The following is a 17365-nucleotide window of genomic DNA, read 5'->3' on the forward strand; positions in this document are numbered from 1 at the left end:
GCGGCGGGCCGGAAGATCTGGTTAGGCTGGCCGGCATGCTGGAGGAGGAACGCAAGTACGAGGCCGATCCGGCGTACGCGGTCCCCGACCTGGCCCCGGCCCTGCCGGACGGGGGACGGGTGGTGGAGCGGTCGCCGGCCACCCTGACCGCGACCTATCTCGACACGTCCGATCTGCGGCTGGCGCGGGCCGGGGCGTCGCTCCGGCACCGTAAGGGCGACCCGCTGCCGTGGACGGTGAAGTTCCCGGCCGACCTGCCGGGCCGGCGGCACGAGGTGTCCCGGCCCGGCCGGCCCGGCCGGCTGCCGGCCGAACTGTCCGCGCTGGTGACCGCCTACTCGCGGGGCGCGGCGCTGGCCCCGGTCGCGGTCGTGCGGACCGTCCGCCGGGCGTACGAGCTGCGGGACGCCGACGACCGGCTGCTGGCCGAGGTCGCCGACGACGCGGTATCCGTGCTGGACGGGCGCAAGGTCCGCGCCACGTTCCGCGAGATCGAGGTCGAGCTGGGGGACGGCGACGCCGAACTGCTCGACCGGGTCGGTGAGGTGTTGTGCGCGGCCGGGGCGCGGTCCGGCGGGTTCACCCCCAAGCTCGTACGCGCCCTCGGCCCCGCCGCGCAGGAGGGTCCCGACCTGGTCGCCCCGGCCGGGCTGCCGGACGAGCCGACGGCCGGCGACGTGGTCACCGACGCGGTTCGCAAGCACGTCCGGCGGATCCTCGCCCACGACCCGCTCGTCCGGCTGCGGGTGCCGGTCGGCGACGACACCGCCGTGCACCAGATGCGGGTCGGCTGCCGGCGGCTGCGTAGCGACCTGCGTACGTTCCGGCCGCTGACGAAGTCGTCATGGTCGCGGGCGTTGCGCGACGAGGTGAAGTGGCTCGCCGACGCGCTCGGCGGGCCACGCGACGCCGAGGTGCTGCGCGACCGGCTGCGCCGCACGGCCACCGGCGACCCGCTCAGCCCGCTCGACGAGGCGGCGGTCGCCCGGATCGACCAGGTGCTGGCCGTACGGCAGGAGTCGGCGCTGGCGGCCCTCGACGAGGTCCTGACGTCCGACCGCTACGCCGCCCTGGTCGAGGAGCTGGTGGCCGCCGCCCGCGAGCCGCGGCTGACGAAGCGGGCCGGGCAGCCGGCGGCCGACGTACTCCCCCGGCTGGTGGCCAAGCCGTGGCGCCGGCTGGTGTTCGGCGCGGACGGCGTCGACGGTGCCGGCGAACTCGGCCCGACCGATCCCGACGAGCGCTGGCACGACACCCGGATCGACGGCAAGAAGGCCAGGTACGCGGTCAACGCCGTCAAGCCGGTCGTCGGCGCACCGGCCCGGAACCTGGGCAAGGCCCTGTCGAAGGTGCAGGATCTGCTCGGCGAGCACCAGGACGCGGCGGTGGCCGCCGACGCCTGGCTGTCGATCGCCGCCGAGCACCCCGCCGACCACGCGCTCGCGGTGACCGCCGGGCGACTCGCCGAGCGGGAACGCCAGATCATCCACCGGGTCCGGGCCGAGTTCCCGCAGCGGTGGAGCCAGGCCACCGAGCATCAGCTCGTCGCGTGGCTGCCGTGACCGTCCCGATCCGCGCCGCGGGCGGCGTGGTGTGGCGGCCGGCCGGCTCCGGCGAGGTCGAGGTCTGTGTGGTGCACCGGCCCCGCTACGACGACTGGACCCTGCCGAAGGGCAAGCTCGAACCGGGTGAGCATCCGCTGCTCGCGGCAGTGCGGGAGATCGCCGAAGAGGCTGACGTCGGTGGGGTGCCGCAGGTCCGCTTGTCGGGCATCCGCTACGGGATGCGCGACGGCACACCGAAGTCGGTCGACTACTGGTCGGTGCGGGCCGTCGACCGCGGCGGCTTCCAGCACGAGACCGAGGTCGACGCGATGCGCTGGCTGCCGGTCGGGGCCGCGGCGGGACTGCTGACGTACGCGCACGACGCGACCGTCGTACGCGAGTTCGCCCTGCTGCCCCGGGTGACGGCCGTGCTGGCCGTCGTACGGCACGCCAGGGCCGGCAAACGCGCGACCTGGACCGGTCCGGACGTGGCCCGGGAGTTGGACGCGGCCGGGCGGGTCCAGGCGGCCGGGCTGGCCGGACTGCTGGCCGTGGTCCGGCCGGAGCGGCTGGTGTCGGCGGCGCCGCGGCGGTGCGTGCAGACGCTCGCCCCGCTCGCCGACCGGCTCGACCTGCCGATCGAGGTCGACTCGGGCTTCGACGAGCCGGTGCCGGGCCAGGACGGGGACGAGAACGCCCTGGCCGCCGCCGGCCGGCTGGTCGAGCTGGCGACGGCCGGGCGGCGGTCGGTGGTGTGCAGTCAGGGCAAGGTGCTGCCGGCGGCGCTGGCCGCCCTGGCCGGTGGGGCTGCGGGCGACTTTTACACGCCGAAGGGCACCGGCTGGCTGCTGGCGTTCGCCGGTGAGCGTCTGGTCGGTGCCGACCGACTCGACCCGGCGGCCGTCTGACCCCGGACGCGCGGCCTGATCCCGGACAGCGTCCGGCTTCGGCCCGCCCGGGTGTCGGGTGTCCGCCCGGTGGCGGGTGTGCCGCCCGGGCGCACAGCGAATTCGCTGTGCGTACGCCGAATTCGCTGTGGCGTCGAACAGCGGTACCGGTCCGGGCGAGCGGCGGGCGGGCCGTCGGGCGCCGTCGGGCGCGCGGCGGGCGGGCGGATCGGGCGAGCGGCGTCACGGCCGGGCGCGGTCGAGGGTGACGGCGACCGCGAGGTGGTCGGAGGCGGTACTGGGCGGCGCGGCGGCGTCGGTCGCGGTCAGCCCGGCCGAGACGAAGATGTGGTCGATCTGCTCGTCCGGGGCGTCGGCCGGCGCGGTCGGCAGTGGTCGGGCCGGCGCCAGCGCGTCGACCAGGCCGGCGTCGGTGAACACCTGGAACGCCGGATCGCCCGGCTCGGTGTTGAAGTCGCCGGCGACCACCAGTGGCCGCCCGGCGGCGTACCCGGTGGCGAAGCGGACCACCTCGCCGGCCTGCACGACCGGCCCGTCGTCCGGTGGCGGCTGGAGGTGGGTGGAGACGACCACCAGTTCGCCGATGCCGGTGTCCAGGACGGCGGCCAGGGCCTGCGCCCCGGTGGGAGCGCCGACGGGCGTGAGACGCACGGTACGGGTCTCGGTCACCGGCAGCCGGGTCAGGATCGCGTCGCCCCACACGGCGTCGGCGGCGGGCGCGAAGACGTACCGCATGCCGAGCCGGTCGGCGATGAGGGCGAGGGTGTCGTGGCCGCCGTTGAGCAGCCAGGCCCGGTCGACCTCGCTGAGCGCGACGACGTCGGCCCGCTGCCCGGCGACGACGTCGACCAGCCCGGCGAGGTCGAAGCGCCCGTCGAGCCCGAAGCCCATCCGGACGTTGTAGGCGACCACCCGGACCGGGCCGGGTTCCGGTTCGCGGACCTGCACCGCGTTGTTCGGTACGGCGACCGCGGCGAGCAGGGTGGCGACGGCCGCCGCCACGGTCACGAGAAGGGGCCGGCGCACCGCGGATCCCGGTCGGCGTACGGGGCGCCGCATCGCGACCGCCGCGACGAACAGGGCCAGGACGACCGGTACCCACTGGTTGGGGTAGCCGAGGTCGTAGGCGGAGTAGTAGAGCACCGCGCCGACGGCGAAGACCACCATCCCGCCCACGACGGCGAATCCGGCGCGCATTCCGGGTCGCCCGGAGCCCGGCACCCCGGCCGGTCCCCGGGTGGTGGCGGCGGCAGCGGAACCGGTGGCAGCGGCGGCTTCCGGAGCGGCGGGGGCTTGCGGGGCGGCGGGGGCTTGCGGGGCGGCGGGGGCAGCGGGGGCGGCCTGGGCCAGGCAGGCACCGAGCCCGACGGCGGTCAGCAGGATCGCCGGGATCAGCAGGGTGGTCGGCGGCACGACGAACATGACCGTGCCGGCCAGCAACGGCACGGGTGCCAGCCAGCGCATCGGGCCGCGGGGCGGGCGGGCCAGCCCGGCGCCGGCGAAGAGCGCGACCGCCGCCGCGGTGACCACCCCGGGCCAGGTGTCGCCCAGCGGGGTGGATCCGGCGGTTCCGGCCGCGCCGCCGTACAGATAGGACACCGCCGTGGTGGCCAGGGCCGGCGATCCGGCGATCATCCCGGAGAGCAGCAGGGCCGGCCCGACGAGCAGCCACGGCGCGGCCCGGACCGGCCCGGGTGCGGATTCGGCCCGCCAGCTCAGGGCGAGGAAGGCGGCGACCATGGCACCGGTCAGCACCCAGGACAGCGGATCGGTCCGCCAGGTGAGGTCCAGGGTGTCCAGGGCGGTGTGCAGTACGGTGCCGGCGGCCAGGCCGAGGACCAGTCCGGGGGTCGGATCGGCGGTTCCGGCGGCGGTGGCGGCGAGCCACACCAGTCCGGCGAGCAGGCCGAAGCTGGCCACGTAGAGCTGCACCTGACCGCCGTCGGTGGCGCCGAGGCCGGCCCGGCAACCGCCGAGCACGATCGCGGCGGCGAGCAGCACGGGACGTGGACCGACCCGGCGGACCAGTGGCGGGGCGCCGAGCGCGAGGACGAACCACATCAGGGCGAAGGCGCCCATGAGTTCGGCGGGCGTGGCGGCGGCCTGGCCGAAGATGGTGATGATCGAGGGCAGCCAGACGCGCAGGACGTCGACGAGCAGGGCGATGCCAAGTGCGGTGGCGGCAACCGACATGGACGACCGGCGCACGGTTCCCCCTCGGGTTGGCGGTCCCTCTCGGACGGGCGGGACAACCCGAGTCATTCTCGTGTTCCATCCCCCACCGATCAAGGGCCGCGTTTTCCGCCGCCCACGGGCCGCGATTCCCCACCGATCAAGGGCCGCGTTTTCCGCCACCCACGGGCCGCGATTCCCCACCGATCAGGGGCCGCGATTCCCCGCCGGCCAAGGGCCGCGATCCGGGGCGGCCGGCCCCGGCACGCGAGAAGGCGCCCATCCCGTCGGGGATGAGCGCCTTCTACGCCGTACGCGCCGGGTCAGCTCCGGGCCGCGGCCTTGCGGGCCGGGGCCTTCTTCGCGGCGGTGGTACGGGTCGTGCTCTTGGTCGCCGCGGCCTTCTTGGCCGCGGTGGCGGACTTCTTCGCCGGCGCGGCCTTCTTGGTCGCGGCGGCCTTGGTGGCGGTGGCCTTGGTGGCCGCCTTGGTCGCGGTCTTCTTGGCAGCGGCCGTCTTGGCCGGCGCCGTCTTCTTCGCGGCCGCCGTCTTGGCCGGCGCCGCCTTTGCGGTGGTCTTCTTGGCCGCGGCGGTGGTCTTCGCCGCGGCGGCGGTCTTGGCAGCGGTGGCGGTCTTGGCGGCGGTGGTCTTCTTCGCCGCGGCCGTCTTGGCCGGGGCGGCCTTCGCGGTCGTGGCCTTCGCCGTTGTGGCCTTCGCCGCCGTGGTCTTCGTGGCCGCGGCGGTCTTGCGTGCCGCGGCGGCCTTCGGGGCCTTGCCACTGGCGACCATGTCCTTGAAGCCGGCGCCCGGCCGGAACGCCGGCACCGCCGTCTTCTTGACCTTCACCGCTTCGCCGGTGCGCGGGTTGCGGGCTGTTCGCGGTCCCCGCACACGCTTTTCGAAGACTCCGAAACCGGTCAGTGCAACGCGGTCGCCCTTGGTGACCGCCGCCTGGACCTCTGCGAGAACCGCGTCGAGCGCCGCAGTCGCCGTCTTCCGGTCCCCCAGGCGAGCGGCAAGCGCCTCGATGAGCTCGGCCTTGTTCACGACTTTCCCTCCCGAATGTACTTCTGGACTCAACGCGAGCCATTCTGCGCGCACGGTATGCCCTTTGCCACCAGTACACAAACATCCGCCGGAAAAAAGTCGTTGTGTCGTAACGGATTCGCCCCCGTCGGCCAGGCCGACGGGGGCGAAAACCGCTGTGCGGTCAGGCGTACGGCCTAGGCGACCACTGGCAGGAAGGGCAGCCGCCGCTCCTCGTAGGCGCCGATCGCCGACTCGTGCCGGAGCGTCAAACCGATGTCGTCCAAGCCTTCCAGCAGCCGCCACCGGCTGAAGTCGTCGAGCGGGAACGACCAGGCCGCGTCGCCGACCCGGACCTCGCGGGCGGTCAGGTCGACGGTCACCGCGGTGGCCGGGTCGGCCTCCAGCCGGGTCCACAATTCTTCGACGACAGCCAATTCCAGCTCGACCGGCAGAAGACCTTCCTTGAGCGCGTTGCCGCGGAAGATGTCGCCGAAGCGCGGCGAGACGACGGCCCGGAACCCGAAGTCGCGCAGCGCCCACACGGCGTGCTCGCGCGACGATCCGGTGCCGAACTCCGGCCCGGCGACGAGGATCGACGCACCGGAATACCTCGAATCGTTGAGCACGAATGCGGGATCCTCCCGCCATGCGCTGAACAGACCGTCGGCGAAGCCGGTTCTGGTCACCCGCTTCAGATACACCGCCGGGATGATCTGATCTGTATCCACATTGGAGCGCCGCAGCGGCACCGCGCCGCCGGTGTGAACGGTGAACTTTTCCATCGTCTTCTCAGCCCTTCACAGGTCGGCGGGAGCGGCGAGACGGCCGGTCACGGCGGTGGCCGCGGCGACCGGCGGCGACACCAGATGGGTACGCCCACCACGGCCCTGCCGGCCCTCGAAGTTGCGGTTGGACGTCGACGCCGATCGCTCGCCGGGCCGGAGCGTGTCGGGGTTCATGCCCAGACACATGGAGCAGCCGGCGAAGCGCCACTCGGCACCGGCGTCGATGAAGACCTTGTCCAGCCCCTCGTGTTCGGCCGCCTCCCGCACCGCGGCCGAACCCGGCACCACCAGCATCCGTACGCTGTCGGCGACCTTGCGCCCGCGCAGCACGTCGGCGGCGGCCCGCAGGTCCTCCAGCCGGCCGTTGGTGCACGAGCCGACGAAGACCACGTCGACCGGCACGTCGCGCAGCGGCGTACCGGGCCGCAGGTCCATGTATTCCAGGGCCCGCTGGGCGGCGGTGCGCTCCGCGTCGTTGTCGAAGTCCTCCGGCGCCGGCACCGCGGCGTTCAGGGCGGCGCCCTGGCCCGGGTTGGTGCCCCAGGTGACGAACGGGCTGATCCGGCCGGCGTCGAGCGTCACCTCGGTGTCGAAGGTCGCCCCCTCGTCGGTGGGCAGGCTGCGCCAGTACTCCAGCGCGGCGTCCCAGTCCGCGCCCTGCGGCGCGTTCGGCCGTCCCTTGAGGTACGCGTACGTCGTCTCGTCCGGCGCGATCATGCCGGCCTTGGCACCCCACTCGATCGACATGTTGGCGATCGTCATGCGGCCCTCCATGGACAGCGCGCGGATCGCCTCGCCGCGGTACTCGACGATGTGGCCGCGGCCGCCGCCGGTGCCGACCTGGGCGATCAGGGCGAGGACGAGGTCCTTCGCCGTGACGCCGGGCGCCAGTTCACCGACCACGTTGACCGCCATCGTCCTCGGCCGGGCCTGCGGCAGCGTCTGGGTCGCCAGCACGTGCTCGACCTCACTCGTGCCGATGCCGAACGCCAGGGCGCCGAACGCGCCGTGGGTGGCGGTGTGCGAATCGCCACAGACGATCGTCAGGCCGGGCTGGGTCAGGCCGAGCTGCGGGCCGATGACGTGGACGATGCCCTGGTTGTCGTCGCCGAGCGCGTGCAGCTTGACGCCGAACTCGGCGCAGTTGCGGCGCAGCGTCTCGATCTGGGTACGCGACGTCGGGTCGGCGATCGTCAGCAGGTCACCGCGGCGGGCGTTGAACGACGGATCGTCGTACCCGGTCGGGGTGTTGTGGTCCTCGGTCGCGAGCGTGAGATCCGTACGTCGCACGCGGCGGCCGGCCATCCGCAGGCCGTCGAACGCCTGCGGGCTGGTCACCTCGTGGAGCAGATGCAAATCAATGAAGAGCAGATCCGGCTCACCCTCGGCGGATCGCACCACGTGAGCGTCCCAGACCTTCTCGGCCAGGGTCCTGGGCGATGTTGGCTTCGGAGTGACTCCCACCATCTGGACATCCTAAATTCTGGGAGGTATGTTTCGGCTTGTGGGACACAGTATGAGCGGTGTCGGCGTTCTCGACAAGGCGGTCGTCATCCTCGCCGCCTGCGTCGACGGCGCCAGCCTGGCCGAACTCGTCGACCGTACGAAGCTGCCGCGGGCCACCGCGCACCGCCTCGCGCAGGCGCTGGAGATCCACCGGATGCTGGTCCGCGACACCCAGGGACGCTGGCGCCCCGGCCCCCGGCTCGGTGAACTCGCCAACGCCGCCCCCGACGTGCTGCTGACCGCCGCCGAGCCGCTGCTCGCCGCACTGCGCGACGCCACCGGCGAAAGCGCCCAGCTCTACCTGCGCCGCGCCGACGAACGCATCTGCGTCGCCGCCGCCGAACGGGCCAGCGGGCTACGCGACACCGTCCCGGTCGGCTCCGTACTGCCGATGACGGCCGGCTCCGCCGCGCAGATCCTCCTCGCCTGGGAGCCGCCCGAGGCGGTCATGCCACTGCTGCCCCGCTGCAAGTTCACCGGCCGCACCCTGGCCGAGGTACGCCGCCGCGGCTGGGCCCAGTCGGTCGCCGAACGGGAGGCCGGTGTGGCGAGCGTCTCCGCCCCGATCCGCGACCGGACCGGCCGGGTCATCGCCTCGATCAGCGTCTCCGGTCCGCTGGAGCGCCTCGGCCGCCGCCCCGGCGACCGCCACGCGATGGCGGTCGTCCGCGCCGGCCAACGCCTGAGCGGCCTCTGACACTCCCCCTCTTTGATCCGCGTGATCAGGGATTGAATCGCGCGTGTCGCCGGCGCGGCGCCTGTCGTACTCCCTGATCACCGGGATCAAGGAGGACACCACCCACCACCGCCCTGCCACCTCGGCCACCGGCCCGCAGTCCGGCTGGCCCGCCGGACTGCCGGACTGCCGGACTGCTGGGCCGCCGGACCGCCAGACCGCCCGCCCGCCGAACCGCTGGCCCCGGCCCGCCGGACCGCTGGGCCGCCGGCCCGCCTCGGCCCACAGGAGCGGTCCAGCCCAGCCGCCACCGGACCAGCCGGCCCTCGGCAGCACTTCGGGGCGCGGACGCCCCGCCAGCTCAGCCTTCCTTGATCCCGGTGATCAGGGAGTACGACACCCGACACACCGGCGACACACGCGACTTAATCCCTGATCACGCGGATCAACGGGGGTGAAGGGGGTATGAGGGGGACGCGAGGGAGTCCAGAGAAACCGAAAAGTCCGTGCCACCGGAGTGGCACGGACTGTCGACTGTAGCCCCGACGGGATTCGAACCCGCGCTACCGCCTTGAGAGGGCGGCGTCCTAGGCCGCTAGACGACGGGGCCAGGACTTTCTTCACTTTTTGCCGTTTTCCCTTGCGGTCCAACGGTGCTGAACTCTATCAGAGGCCAGCGCCGGCGCCCTATTCGGACATCGGTTGCTGGGGTACCAGGACTCGAACCTAGACTAACTGAACCAGAATCAGTTGGGCTGCCAATTACCCCATACCCCATTGGTGCCTATGGCCTTCCTGCTCACAGCGTTCCCACTTGTTGCGCTGTTACTCAAGTCGGTGTGACTTGATGCAACGCGACTGATGCAACTCGTGGTCCTGCTGCTTGCGGCACCGGGGGTGAACTTTACCGGACCCGGTGGAGGGTGCCAAATCCGATCCCCCCACCGGCCCCCAAACCACCGTGGCCTGCGCCGGCGCACCGCGCCGGCAGGGGCACGGGCCCGACTCAGTCGAGCGCGACGACGGGGTTGGCCAGCTCGCCCAGCCCTTCGATCCGGACGACCACGGTGTCGCCGGCCGTGACGGGACTCACCCCGGCCGGGGTGCCGGTCAGCACCACGTCGCCGGGCAGCAGCGTCATCACGTGCGAGATGTACGACACCAGGGCCGGCACGTCGAAGACCATGTCCTTGGTCCGGCCTAGCTGGCGTACCTCCATCTCCTCGGGCTTGCGCCCCACCTCGCAGCGGACCTCGAGGTCGCTGACGTCGAGGCCGGTGACGATCCACGGCCCGAGCGGGCAGAACGAGTCGAACCCCTTGGCCCGCGTCCACTGGCCGTCGGAGCGTTGCAGGTCCCGCGCGGTGACGTCGTTCGCGCCGACGTACCCGAAGATGGCCTTCTCGGCCGCGGCCCGGTCGGCGCGACGGGCGCCCGGCGGGCCGATGACGACGCCGAGTTCGGCTTCGTGCTCGACCTGCTTCGACTGGACCGGCAGCCGGATCGCGTCGCCGGGGCCGATCACCGACGTCGACGGCTTGAGGAAGAGCAGCGGCTCGGCCGGGACCTCCGCGCCGTGCTCGGCGGCGTGGTCGGCGTAGTTGCGCCCGACACACACGACCTTGCTGGGCAGGATCGGCGAGAGCAGGCGTACGTCGGCGAGCGCCCACCGCTGGTTGGTGAACGTGATCCGGCCGAACGGGTGTCCCTCGATCTCGGCGACGGTCAGCCCTTCCGGGCCGGCTCCGGCCTCGCCTTCGACGACCCCGAACGACATTCCACTGGCATGGGCAAAACGAGCGATTCGCACCTGCCCAATCTAGTCCGCCGGGCCGGTGGCCTGGGCGGCGGAGCGTACCAGCGGGGCCCCGGGCGGTTTCCGGAACAGACCTTTCTCGCATAACGCACCGACGTCCGGCCTAGCGTCGGTGCGGGAGGTCCCGAACCGAGATGACCCGATCCTCGCTCCGCCTGGCCGCGCTGACCGTCCTGGCGTCCGTCGCCATCCCGGCCACAGCCGTAGCGGCCGGCTCCACCCAGACACCGACCAGCGCGGCGCGGACCGGCGCCCACGCCGTCACCGTCAAGGTCTCCAGCAGCGGCGGCTCCGCCCCGTACTACCGCGCCGAGGTACACAACGAGAGCCCGGAGCCGCTCGACGTGGTCGTACGGCAGGGTGTGCCGGCGGGCACCGCCGTCGCCGCGGTGAGCGACGGCGGCTACCCCGCACGTGACGAGGTCACCTGGCGGGTCCGGCTCGTGCCGGGCGAAACCCTCCAGCGCAGTACGTCGCTCGCCCCGGCCGGCACCATGCGCGAGGTCGTCGTACCCGTCTGCGCGTACCCGACGCAGGGCGACCAGCCGTACGACTGTGCCTCCGCGACCTGGGCCGCACCCCCGCTCCCCGTCGTGAAAGCGGCGCCACCGTGGTGGATGACGCTGCCCGCCCTGATCGCCTCGATCGGCGTGGTGCTGCTCGCCGCCGCGATTCTCACCTGGCGGCGGTGGAGCAAGCCCCGCCGGCTCGCCCGCGCCGAACGGTTCCGCCGCGAGATGCCCCGCTACACCTGGCGGTACGGCCCTCCGGTGTGGACACTCGTGCTGCTGTCGGCCGCGCTGGTGACCGCCGTCGGCGCGCTCGCCGCCTGGCAGGGCGTGGTCCGGTTCAACCGGGCCAGCGAGACGACCCGGGCCGCGCTGGAGGAGGGCAAGGGCTGGATCGGCGACACCACGCTGGGCCAGCTCGGCGCACCGATGCGGGAGCAGTACTTCGAGTTCGCCGTCTACCGGATCACCTGCGAGCCGCCGGCGGGCGGCAAGGGCCGGTGCCTCGCGGTCGTCGGGCTGCGCAACGTCAGCGGCGAGAGCCAACCCTGGTACGGCATGCTCCAGCGGGCGTACCAGCCGAACGGCAACTGGGTCAGCGTCGACGAGGAGGCGACCCGGGCGGTCAACGGCGGCCGGGACCTGTTCGCCACCCCGGTACCCGCCGGCGAGAAACTGCTCTTCCCGCTCGCGTTCACCGTCGACGGCGGGACGCGGCCGGACCGGATCGAACTGCGCGGCGGGGTCTTCTCCGCCGGGGTCACCGTCCGCCTGCCGTAGCCGCGGCACCGCCGGCCACGCTGCCCATGGGGCGCAAGGCCCGCCCCGCCGGTGCCGGAAAGGCCCGCCGGGTACGGCGATCCGCCCGCCGTACCCTGGGTGGGTGACCGCTCCCGCCGCGACCGTCGCCGTGCTGCCACCGGCAGTGTGGCGGGCCCGGCGTGCCGCACACGAGGAGCGCGTCGACCGGTGGCTCACGCCGCACCTGGAGCGTCGCCGGACCGGGGTGCGGCATCCGGTCGAGGACTTCCTGTTCACCTACTACTCCTACCGGCCGGCGCAGTTGCGGCGCTGGCATCCCGGCGCCGGGGTGGCGCTCGACGACGCCGACGTGGCCGGGTTCGGCCGCGACTACCGGGTCACCCCGGACGGGGTGACGGTCGACACCGAGGCGCTGCGGGGGCGCCGGGCCGAGTCGGTCGCCTGGATCCACGACCTGCTCACCCGCACCGCCGGCCGGCCGGCGCACCTCGGCTGTTTCGGCATGCACGAGTGGGCGATGGTCTACCGCCAGACCCAGGACGAGATACGCCACAACGCCTGGCCGCTGCGGCTGTCGCCGGCGGAGACGGCGGCCACGGTCGAGGCGAACCGGATCCGGTGCAGCCACTTCGACGCGTTCCGGTTCTTCACCGCACCGGCCCGGCCGCTGAACCTGTTGCAGCCGACCCGGGCGGCGCAGGCCGCCAACGAGCAGCCCGGCTGCCTGCACGCCAACATGGACCTCTACAAGTGGGCGTACAAACTGTCGCCGCTGGTGCCGGCCGAACTGGTGGCGGACTGCTTCGAGCTGGCCCGCGAGATCCGGACGCTCGACATGCGGGCGTCGCCGTACGACCTGGCGGCGCTCGGTCATCCGCCGGTCCGGGTGGAGACCCCGGAGGGCCGTTCCGAGTACGCCGTACTGCAACGCGGCTTCGCCGAACGCGCCGCCCCTCTGCGGGAACGTCTCGTCGCGGAGTGCCGGCGGCACCTTCCCGCGTCGGACGGGTGAACCGCTACTCGCCCACCGCCCCGCGGCCGCGCTTCAGTTGGGACTGGCGGCGTTTGGCCTCCAGGCGGCGTTCCTTGGCGGCCCGGCTCGGCCGGGTCGGCTTGCGGGCCGGCGGGGGCGGCGCGACGGCGTCGGCGAGCAGGGCGGCCAGCCGGGCCCGGGCCGCCTCCCGGTTGGCGAGCTGGGCGCGGTGCTCGCGGGCGGTGATGGTCAGTACGCCGTCGACGAGCCGGCCGGACAACCGGTCGAGGGCCCGTTCCCGCATCCAGTCGGGCAGGGTCGGCGAGGAGCCGACGTCGAAGGAGAGCTCGACGCGCGAGTCGGTGGTGTTCACCCCCTGGCCGCCCGGACCGGACGACCGGGAGAAACGCTCGCGCAGCTCACCACCGGGGATGGTGAGCCGGTCGTTGATCCTCAGTTCGTCGGCCATGCTCCGAGCATGCCCTACCCCGCCAGTGATTAACCGCGCGCCCGACCGCCGCGCTGATCAAGGGGATCATCGTCCCGAAGCGGGCGGGATTCCCCACGGTTGCTCCTCGATCGACGCGCCACCGGGCATGGACGCGCCGGAGGGCATCGACGCGCGAGAAGACGGTCAGCCGGAGGGTTGGGCGGGGATGCGGCCGAGGTCGATCACGGCGTCCGGGCGGGGACCCCGCGTCCCGTCCAGCGGTGACGACGCCGGCGGTGGCAGCTCGTCCGCGCGGTCCGCGGCCGGCAGCCACAGCAGGAACGTGCTCCCGCGGCCCAGCGTGGAGAAGACCGCGACCTGCCCGCCGTGCGACTCGGCGATCTGCCGCACGATCGCCAGCCCCAGCCCGGTACGCCGCTCCCGGGAACCCGACGGGCCGCTCTCGCCGCGCCAGAACCGGTCGAAGACGCGGGGCTGGTCGGCGTCGGCGATCCCCGGCCCCTCGTCGGTGACGGCGAGCCACAGCCAGCCGCCCGTCCGTCCGGTGGTGACGGTGACCGCGCCACCGGCCGGGGAGAGCCGTACGGCGTTGGAGAGCAGGTTTCCCGTGGCGCGGCGCAGCGCGTCGTGGTCGCCGATGAGGTCGAGGCCGTCGCGTACGGCGTACCGCAGGTCGATCCGGCGTTCGGCGGCGACGGCGGCGAACTCGTCGGCGGCCTCCCGGGCGACGGCGCCGAGGTCGACGTCGGTGTCGGCGAGGCCGGTGGCGTCCCGGCGGGCGGTGGCGAGCAGATCCTCGACCAGCCGGGACATCCGGTCGGTGGCCCGGTCGATGACGGCGATGGCGCGGTCGCGTTCGGCGCCGGTCGCCTCGGCGGCGTCGATCAGGGAGGCGTCGAGGTTGGCCCGGATGATGGCGAGCGGGCTGCGCAGTTCGTGGGAGGCGTCGTCGATCAGCTGGCGCTGGGCGCGGAAGGCGTCGTCGAGGCGGTCGAGCATCGAGTCGATGGTGTCGGCGAGTTCGCGCAGCTCGTCGCGGGCGCCGTCGAGCCGGATGCGCCGGGACAGGTCGGTGGCCTGGATCTCGCGGGCGGTACGGGCGATGGCGCCGACCGGGCGCAGGGCCCGGCCGGACAGCACCCAGCCGATGCCGAGGCTGGCGACGAACAGCCCGCCGAGCGCGATCGCCGAGTAGTTGCGCATGGTCTTCAAGGTGTTGAAGTTGACCGCCGACTCGATCTCGTCGACGTCGGCGACATCGACGGTGCCGACCGGGATGACCTGGCCGTCGGACTTCTCCTTGACGATGCGGGCCTGCTGGGCCGTGATCGGCTTCGGGTCGGTGGTGCGTTCGACGGCGACGTACGTGACACCGAGCGCGGTGGCGGCGAGCGCGAACAGCAGCGTCGAGTAGAGCAGCGTCAGCCGGAACCGGATCGACTGGAACAGGCGCGGGGTCCTCACATCGCCTCCTTGAGGCGGTAGCCACGCCCGACCACGGTCTCGATGAGCTGGGTCGGGCCGAGCTTGCGGCGCAGGGTGCCGACGGTGACCCGTACGGTCTGGGTGAACGGGTCGGCGTTCTCGTCCCAGACGTGTTCGAGGAGTTCCTCGGCGGAGACGACGTGGCCGGGCCGGGTCATCAGATACTCGAGCACGCCGAACTCCTTCCGGGTCAGGTGCAGGGCGTCGCCGTCGAGGCTGGCCGCGTGCCGGGCCGCGTCGAGCCGCAGGGCCCCGACCTGCACGACGGCGGTGGTGCCGCCGGTGTCCCGGCGCAGCAGGGCGCGTACCCGGGCCAGGAGTTCGGCCAGCGCGAACGGTTTGACGAGATAGTCGTCGGCGCCCTCGTCGAGGCCGCGGACCCGGTCGTCGAGGCCACCGCGGGCGGTGAGCATCAGCACCCGCAGGTCGGCACCGCCCTGCACCTCGATGGCGCCGGAGCGGATCTCGCGGCAGAGGTCGAAGCCGTTGTCGTCGGGCAGGTTCAGGTCGAGCAGCATCAGGTCGTACGCGTTGACGGCCAGCCGGTCCCGGGCGCCGGCGGCCGCGCCGGCCACGTCGACCGCGTAGCCGGCGCGTACCAGCCGCAGGCGGACCGCCTCCGCCAGGTCTTCCTCGTCTTCCACCACCAGCAGGCGCATCCGCGCAACCCTCGCCTTCCGCACCGCCCCGCTCCCGGGCCGTCGCACCACCCGGGTCCGCCGCCGCACGGCGGCGGACCCGGGACCTTCCGAAACTAGCCGCCCCGACCGATGATGCCGTCCGCCGACTGTTGGGCCCGTTCGATCGGGATCGCGAAGCCGATTCCGATCGAGCCGCCGCCCTCCAGGGTGGCGATCGCCGTGTTCACCCCGACGACCTCGCCCCGCGCGTTGACCAGCGGGCCGCCGGAGTTGCCCGGGTTGATCGACGCGTCGGTCTGGACCGCCTTCTGCCGCCCGCCGGTGCCGAGCCTCACCTCGCGGTCCAACGCGCTGACGATGCCGGCCGTGACGGTTCCGGACAGACCGAGCGGTGACCCGACGGCCAGGACCGGTTCGCCGACGCTGGTGGTGCCGGGCGCGGCGATGGCGAGCGGGGTCAGGTTCGCGGCCGGGTCGACGCGCAGGACGGCGATGTCGCTGCCCGGGTCGCGGCCGACGACCTCGGCGGGGAACGTCCGCCCGTCCGGTGCGACGACGATGACGTCGTCACCGCTGCCGGCGTCGAGGATGTGGTCGTTGGTGATGATGTGCTGCTTGTCGTCGATCGCGAACCCGGATCCGCCGGCGGTGCCGCCGTTGCCGCGTACCTGCACCGAGACGACGCCGGGCAGCGCGGTCGCGGCGGCCGCGACCAGGTCCGGTGGCACGTTGGCGACCGCCGGCGTCGGGCTCGGCTGGGCGGCGACGCTGGCCCCGGGCCGGGGCGGGTCGCCGCCGCTGGCGACGTAGCCGCCGGCGAGCGCGCCGGAGACCGTCGACAGGGCGACCACGGCCAGGCCGGCGAGCAGGGTCCGCCGCCACCGCGCGGCCCGCGCCACCGCCGGCTGCTCCTCCGGTACGTCGACGCGGGGCGGCCCGTACGGGTCGATCCGGGGCGAGACGAACCACGGACCACGCGGCTCGCCGAGCCCGGTTGGTGTGCTCATCGATCCCCTCCTTCGTGGGATGCCGTGGGGGCGGCGGGGCGGGTTCTGTCCGGCGGCCGGGCCGGGTCAGGGTGGCCGGGCGGACCGGCCGGGTCGGGTCAGGGCGGCCGGGCGGGCCGGCCGGGTCGGGTCAGGGCAGCCGGGAGAACCAGAGCATCGAGCCGGCCCCGGCGGCGAGCGCGAGCAGCAGCCCGAACCCGATGAACCGGGCGGAGACGTCCTGGCGTTCGACCTCGTAGCCGACCGAGCTGCCGATGTCGGCGTAGACGGCGCGCAGTTCCTCGCTGCTGCCGGCCTCGTAGTAGCCGCCGCCGGTCTGTTCGGCGACGTCACGCAGGCTCTGGCCGTCGACCGGTACCCGCATCGGCCGGCCGGTGCCCTGGCTGATGTAGCCGGAGTCGGTGCCGAACGAGATGGCGTCGACCGGTACGCCGGCCGCGACGGCGTCGGTCGCCGCCTCGTCCGGTTCCCGGCCGGAGGTGTTGGCGCCGTCGGAGAGCAGCACGATCCGGGCCGGCGGCGGGTCGTCGGCGGCCTTGGCGTCCAGCGAGCGGATGGCCTCCAGCGAGGTGTTGATCGCCTCCCCGATGGCGGTGCCCTGGATGCCGGTGCTGCCCTCGGCGAGCCGGTCGATGCCACCGGCGATCGCCTCCCGGTCGGTGCCGGGTGCGACGAAGACGGACGCGTTCCCGGCGAAGGCGACCAGTCCGACGTTGAACTGGTCGGGCAGCCCCTCGACGAAGCTGAGCGCGGCCGACTTGGCGGCGGCGAGGCGGTCCGGGCTGACGTCGGTGGCGAGCATCGACGTGGAGACGTCGACGGCGATGACGACGGTGGTGCGTTCGCGCGGCACCTGTACGTCGTCCATCGGGCGGGCGAAGCCGACGACGAGCAGGGCCAGCATGGCCAGGAAGAGGCTGGCCGGCACGTGCCGGCGCCAGGCGGGCTGTTTCGGGGCGACCCGGTCCAGCAACCGCAGGTTGGTGAACCGCACGGCGTAGCGGCTGCGGCGGCGCTGCATGAGGACGTACCCGCCGGCCAGGGCGAGCACGCCGAGCAGCAGCCAGAGCCGCTCGGGTGACTGCCAGTTCATCTCGATCCC

At 73.5% G+C, this 17365-nt stretch carries 15 protein-coding genes and 2 tRNA genes; 5 read left to right on the forward strand and 12 right to left on the reverse strand.

Annotated features, from left to right (window positions below; all coding sequences use genetic code 11):
• The first annotated feature begins 35 nt into the window (after nucleotides 1-35).
• Nucleotides 36-1562, forward strand: coding sequence for a CHAD domain-containing protein (locus QCD66_RS29505; protein WP_375733889.1), 1527 nt, complete (start codon nucleotides 36-38; stop codon nucleotides 1560-1562).
• Nucleotides 1559-2452: a bifunctional NUDIX hydrolase/histidine phosphatase family protein gene (locus QCD66_RS29510; RefSeq protein WP_364208209.1), complete on the forward strand. Its 894-nt coding sequence runs from the start codon at nucleotides 1559-1561 to the stop codon at nucleotides 2450-2452. The genes QCD66_RS29505 and QCD66_RS29510 overlap by 4 nt, the downstream gene beginning before the upstream one ends.
• A 222-nt stretch (nucleotides 2453-2674) precedes the next feature.
• Here QCD66_RS29510 and QCD66_RS29515 read toward each other — a convergent pair whose 3' ends face one another.
• The 4 genes from QCD66_RS29515 to leuC all read right to left on the reverse strand — a co-directional run bounded on the left by QCD66_RS29515 (nucleotide 2675) and on the right by leuC (nucleotide 7904).
• Nucleotides 2675-4645 carry an endonuclease/exonuclease/phosphatase family protein gene (locus QCD66_RS29515; protein WP_375733888.1) on the reverse strand — a complete coding sequence of 657 codons (1971 nt, stop codon included), beginning with the start codon at nucleotides 4643-4645 and terminating at the stop codon, nucleotides 2675-2677.
• A 302-nt stretch (nucleotides 4646-4947) separates the two neighbouring features.
• Nucleotides 4948-5670: an HU family DNA-binding protein gene (locus tag QCD66_RS29520; protein WP_364208215.1), complete on the reverse strand. Its 723-nt coding sequence runs from the start codon at nucleotides 5668-5670 to the stop codon at nucleotides 4948-4950.
• A 176-nt stretch (nucleotides 5671-5846) separates the two neighbouring features.
• Nucleotides 5847-6434 (reverse strand): 3-isopropylmalate dehydratase small subunit, encoded by a 588-nt coding sequence (gene leuD, locus QCD66_RS29525; RefSeq protein ID WP_364208218.1) that lies wholly within the window; start codon nucleotides 6432-6434, stop codon nucleotides 5847-5849.
• A gap of 15 nt (nucleotides 6435-6449) precedes the next feature.
• Nucleotides 6450-7904 carry a 3-isopropylmalate dehydratase large subunit gene (gene leuC, locus QCD66_RS29530; protein WP_364208221.1) on the reverse strand — a complete coding sequence of 485 codons (1455 nt, stop codon included), beginning with the start codon at nucleotides 7902-7904 and terminating at the stop codon, nucleotides 6450-6452.
• A 49-nt stretch (nucleotides 7905-7953) separates the two neighbouring features.
• Here leuC and QCD66_RS29535 point away from each other — a divergent pair, with 49 nt between their 5' ends.
• Nucleotides 7954-8640 (forward strand): IclR family transcriptional regulator, encoded by a 687-nt coding sequence (locus QCD66_RS29535; protein WP_344141965.1) that lies wholly within the window; start codon nucleotides 7954-7956, stop codon nucleotides 8638-8640.
• A gap of 516 nt (nucleotides 8641-9156) precedes the next feature.
• Here the strand turns inward: QCD66_RS29535 and QCD66_RS29540 are convergent.
• From QCD66_RS29540 to QCD66_RS29550, 3 genes are all read right to left on the reverse strand, one after another.
• Nucleotides 9157-9229 (reverse strand) — tRNA-Glu (locus tag QCD66_RS29540).
• 95 nt (nucleotides 9230-9324) lie between these two features.
• Nucleotides 9325-9396 (reverse strand) — tRNA-Gln (locus tag QCD66_RS29545).
• Between the two features lie 229 nt (nucleotides 9397-9625).
• Nucleotides 9626-10429 (reverse strand): fumarylacetoacetate hydrolase family protein, encoded by an 804-nt coding sequence (locus QCD66_RS29550; RefSeq protein ID WP_357532677.1) that lies wholly within the window; start codon nucleotides 10427-10429, stop codon nucleotides 9626-9628.
• A gap of 140 nt (nucleotides 10430-10569) precedes the next feature.
• On the opposite strand from QCD66_RS29550, the gene QCD66_RS29555 reads away from it, so the two are divergent.
• Entirely contained in the window at nucleotides 10570-11724 is a 1155-nt protein-coding gene (locus QCD66_RS29555; protein ID WP_375733886.1) for a hypothetical protein, read from the forward strand.
• A gap of 103 nt (nucleotides 11725-11827) precedes the next feature.
• Complete coding sequence (locus QCD66_RS29560; protein ID WP_375733885.1) at nucleotides 11828-12718, forward strand: 3-methyladenine DNA glycosylase; 891 nt, start codon at nucleotides 11828-11830, stop codon at nucleotides 12716-12718.
• A 4-nt stretch (nucleotides 12719-12722) separates the two neighbouring features.
• Here the strand turns inward: QCD66_RS29560 and arfB are convergent, their stop codons facing one another.
• The 5 genes from arfB to QCD66_RS29585 all read right to left on the reverse strand — a co-directional run bounded on the left by arfB (nucleotide 12723) and on the right by QCD66_RS29585 (nucleotide 17356).
• Entirely contained in the window at nucleotides 12723-13148 is a 426-nt protein-coding gene (gene arfB, locus QCD66_RS29565) for an alternative ribosome rescue aminoacyl-tRNA hydrolase ArfB (protein WP_364208233.1), read from the reverse strand.
• Nucleotides 13149-13313: 165 nt separating this feature from the next.
• On the reverse strand, nucleotides 13314-14594 hold the full coding sequence (locus QCD66_RS29570) for a sensor histidine kinase (protein ID WP_375733884.1): 1281 nt from the start codon (nucleotides 14592-14594) through the stop codon (nucleotides 13314-13316).
• Nucleotides 14591-15274 (reverse strand): response regulator transcription factor, encoded by a 684-nt coding sequence (locus QCD66_RS29575; protein WP_364208239.1) that lies wholly within the window; start codon nucleotides 15272-15274, stop codon nucleotides 14591-14593. Before QCD66_RS29575 ends, QCD66_RS29570 begins: the two co-directional genes overlap by 4 nt.
• Before the next feature lie 95 nt (nucleotides 15275-15369).
• The gene (locus QCD66_RS29580) at nucleotides 15370-16263 is read right to left on the reverse strand and encodes a trypsin-like peptidase domain-containing protein (protein WP_364208242.1); all 894 of its coding nucleotides are present in this window, start codon (nucleotides 16261-16263) and stop codon (nucleotides 15370-15372) included.
• Between the two features lie 130 nt (nucleotides 16264-16393).
• A complete protein-coding gene (locus QCD66_RS29585) occupies nucleotides 16394-17356 on the reverse strand; it encodes a VWA domain-containing protein (protein WP_357532689.1) in 963 nt (320 codons plus the stop codon).
• Between the last annotated feature and the right edge of the window lie 9 nt (nucleotides 17357-17365).

This window comes from Polymorphospora sp. A560, from assembly GCF_045781765.1.
Taxonomy (GTDB): Bacteria; Actinomycetota; Actinomycetes; order Mycobacteriales; family Micromonosporaceae; genus Polymorphospora; species Polymorphospora lycopeni.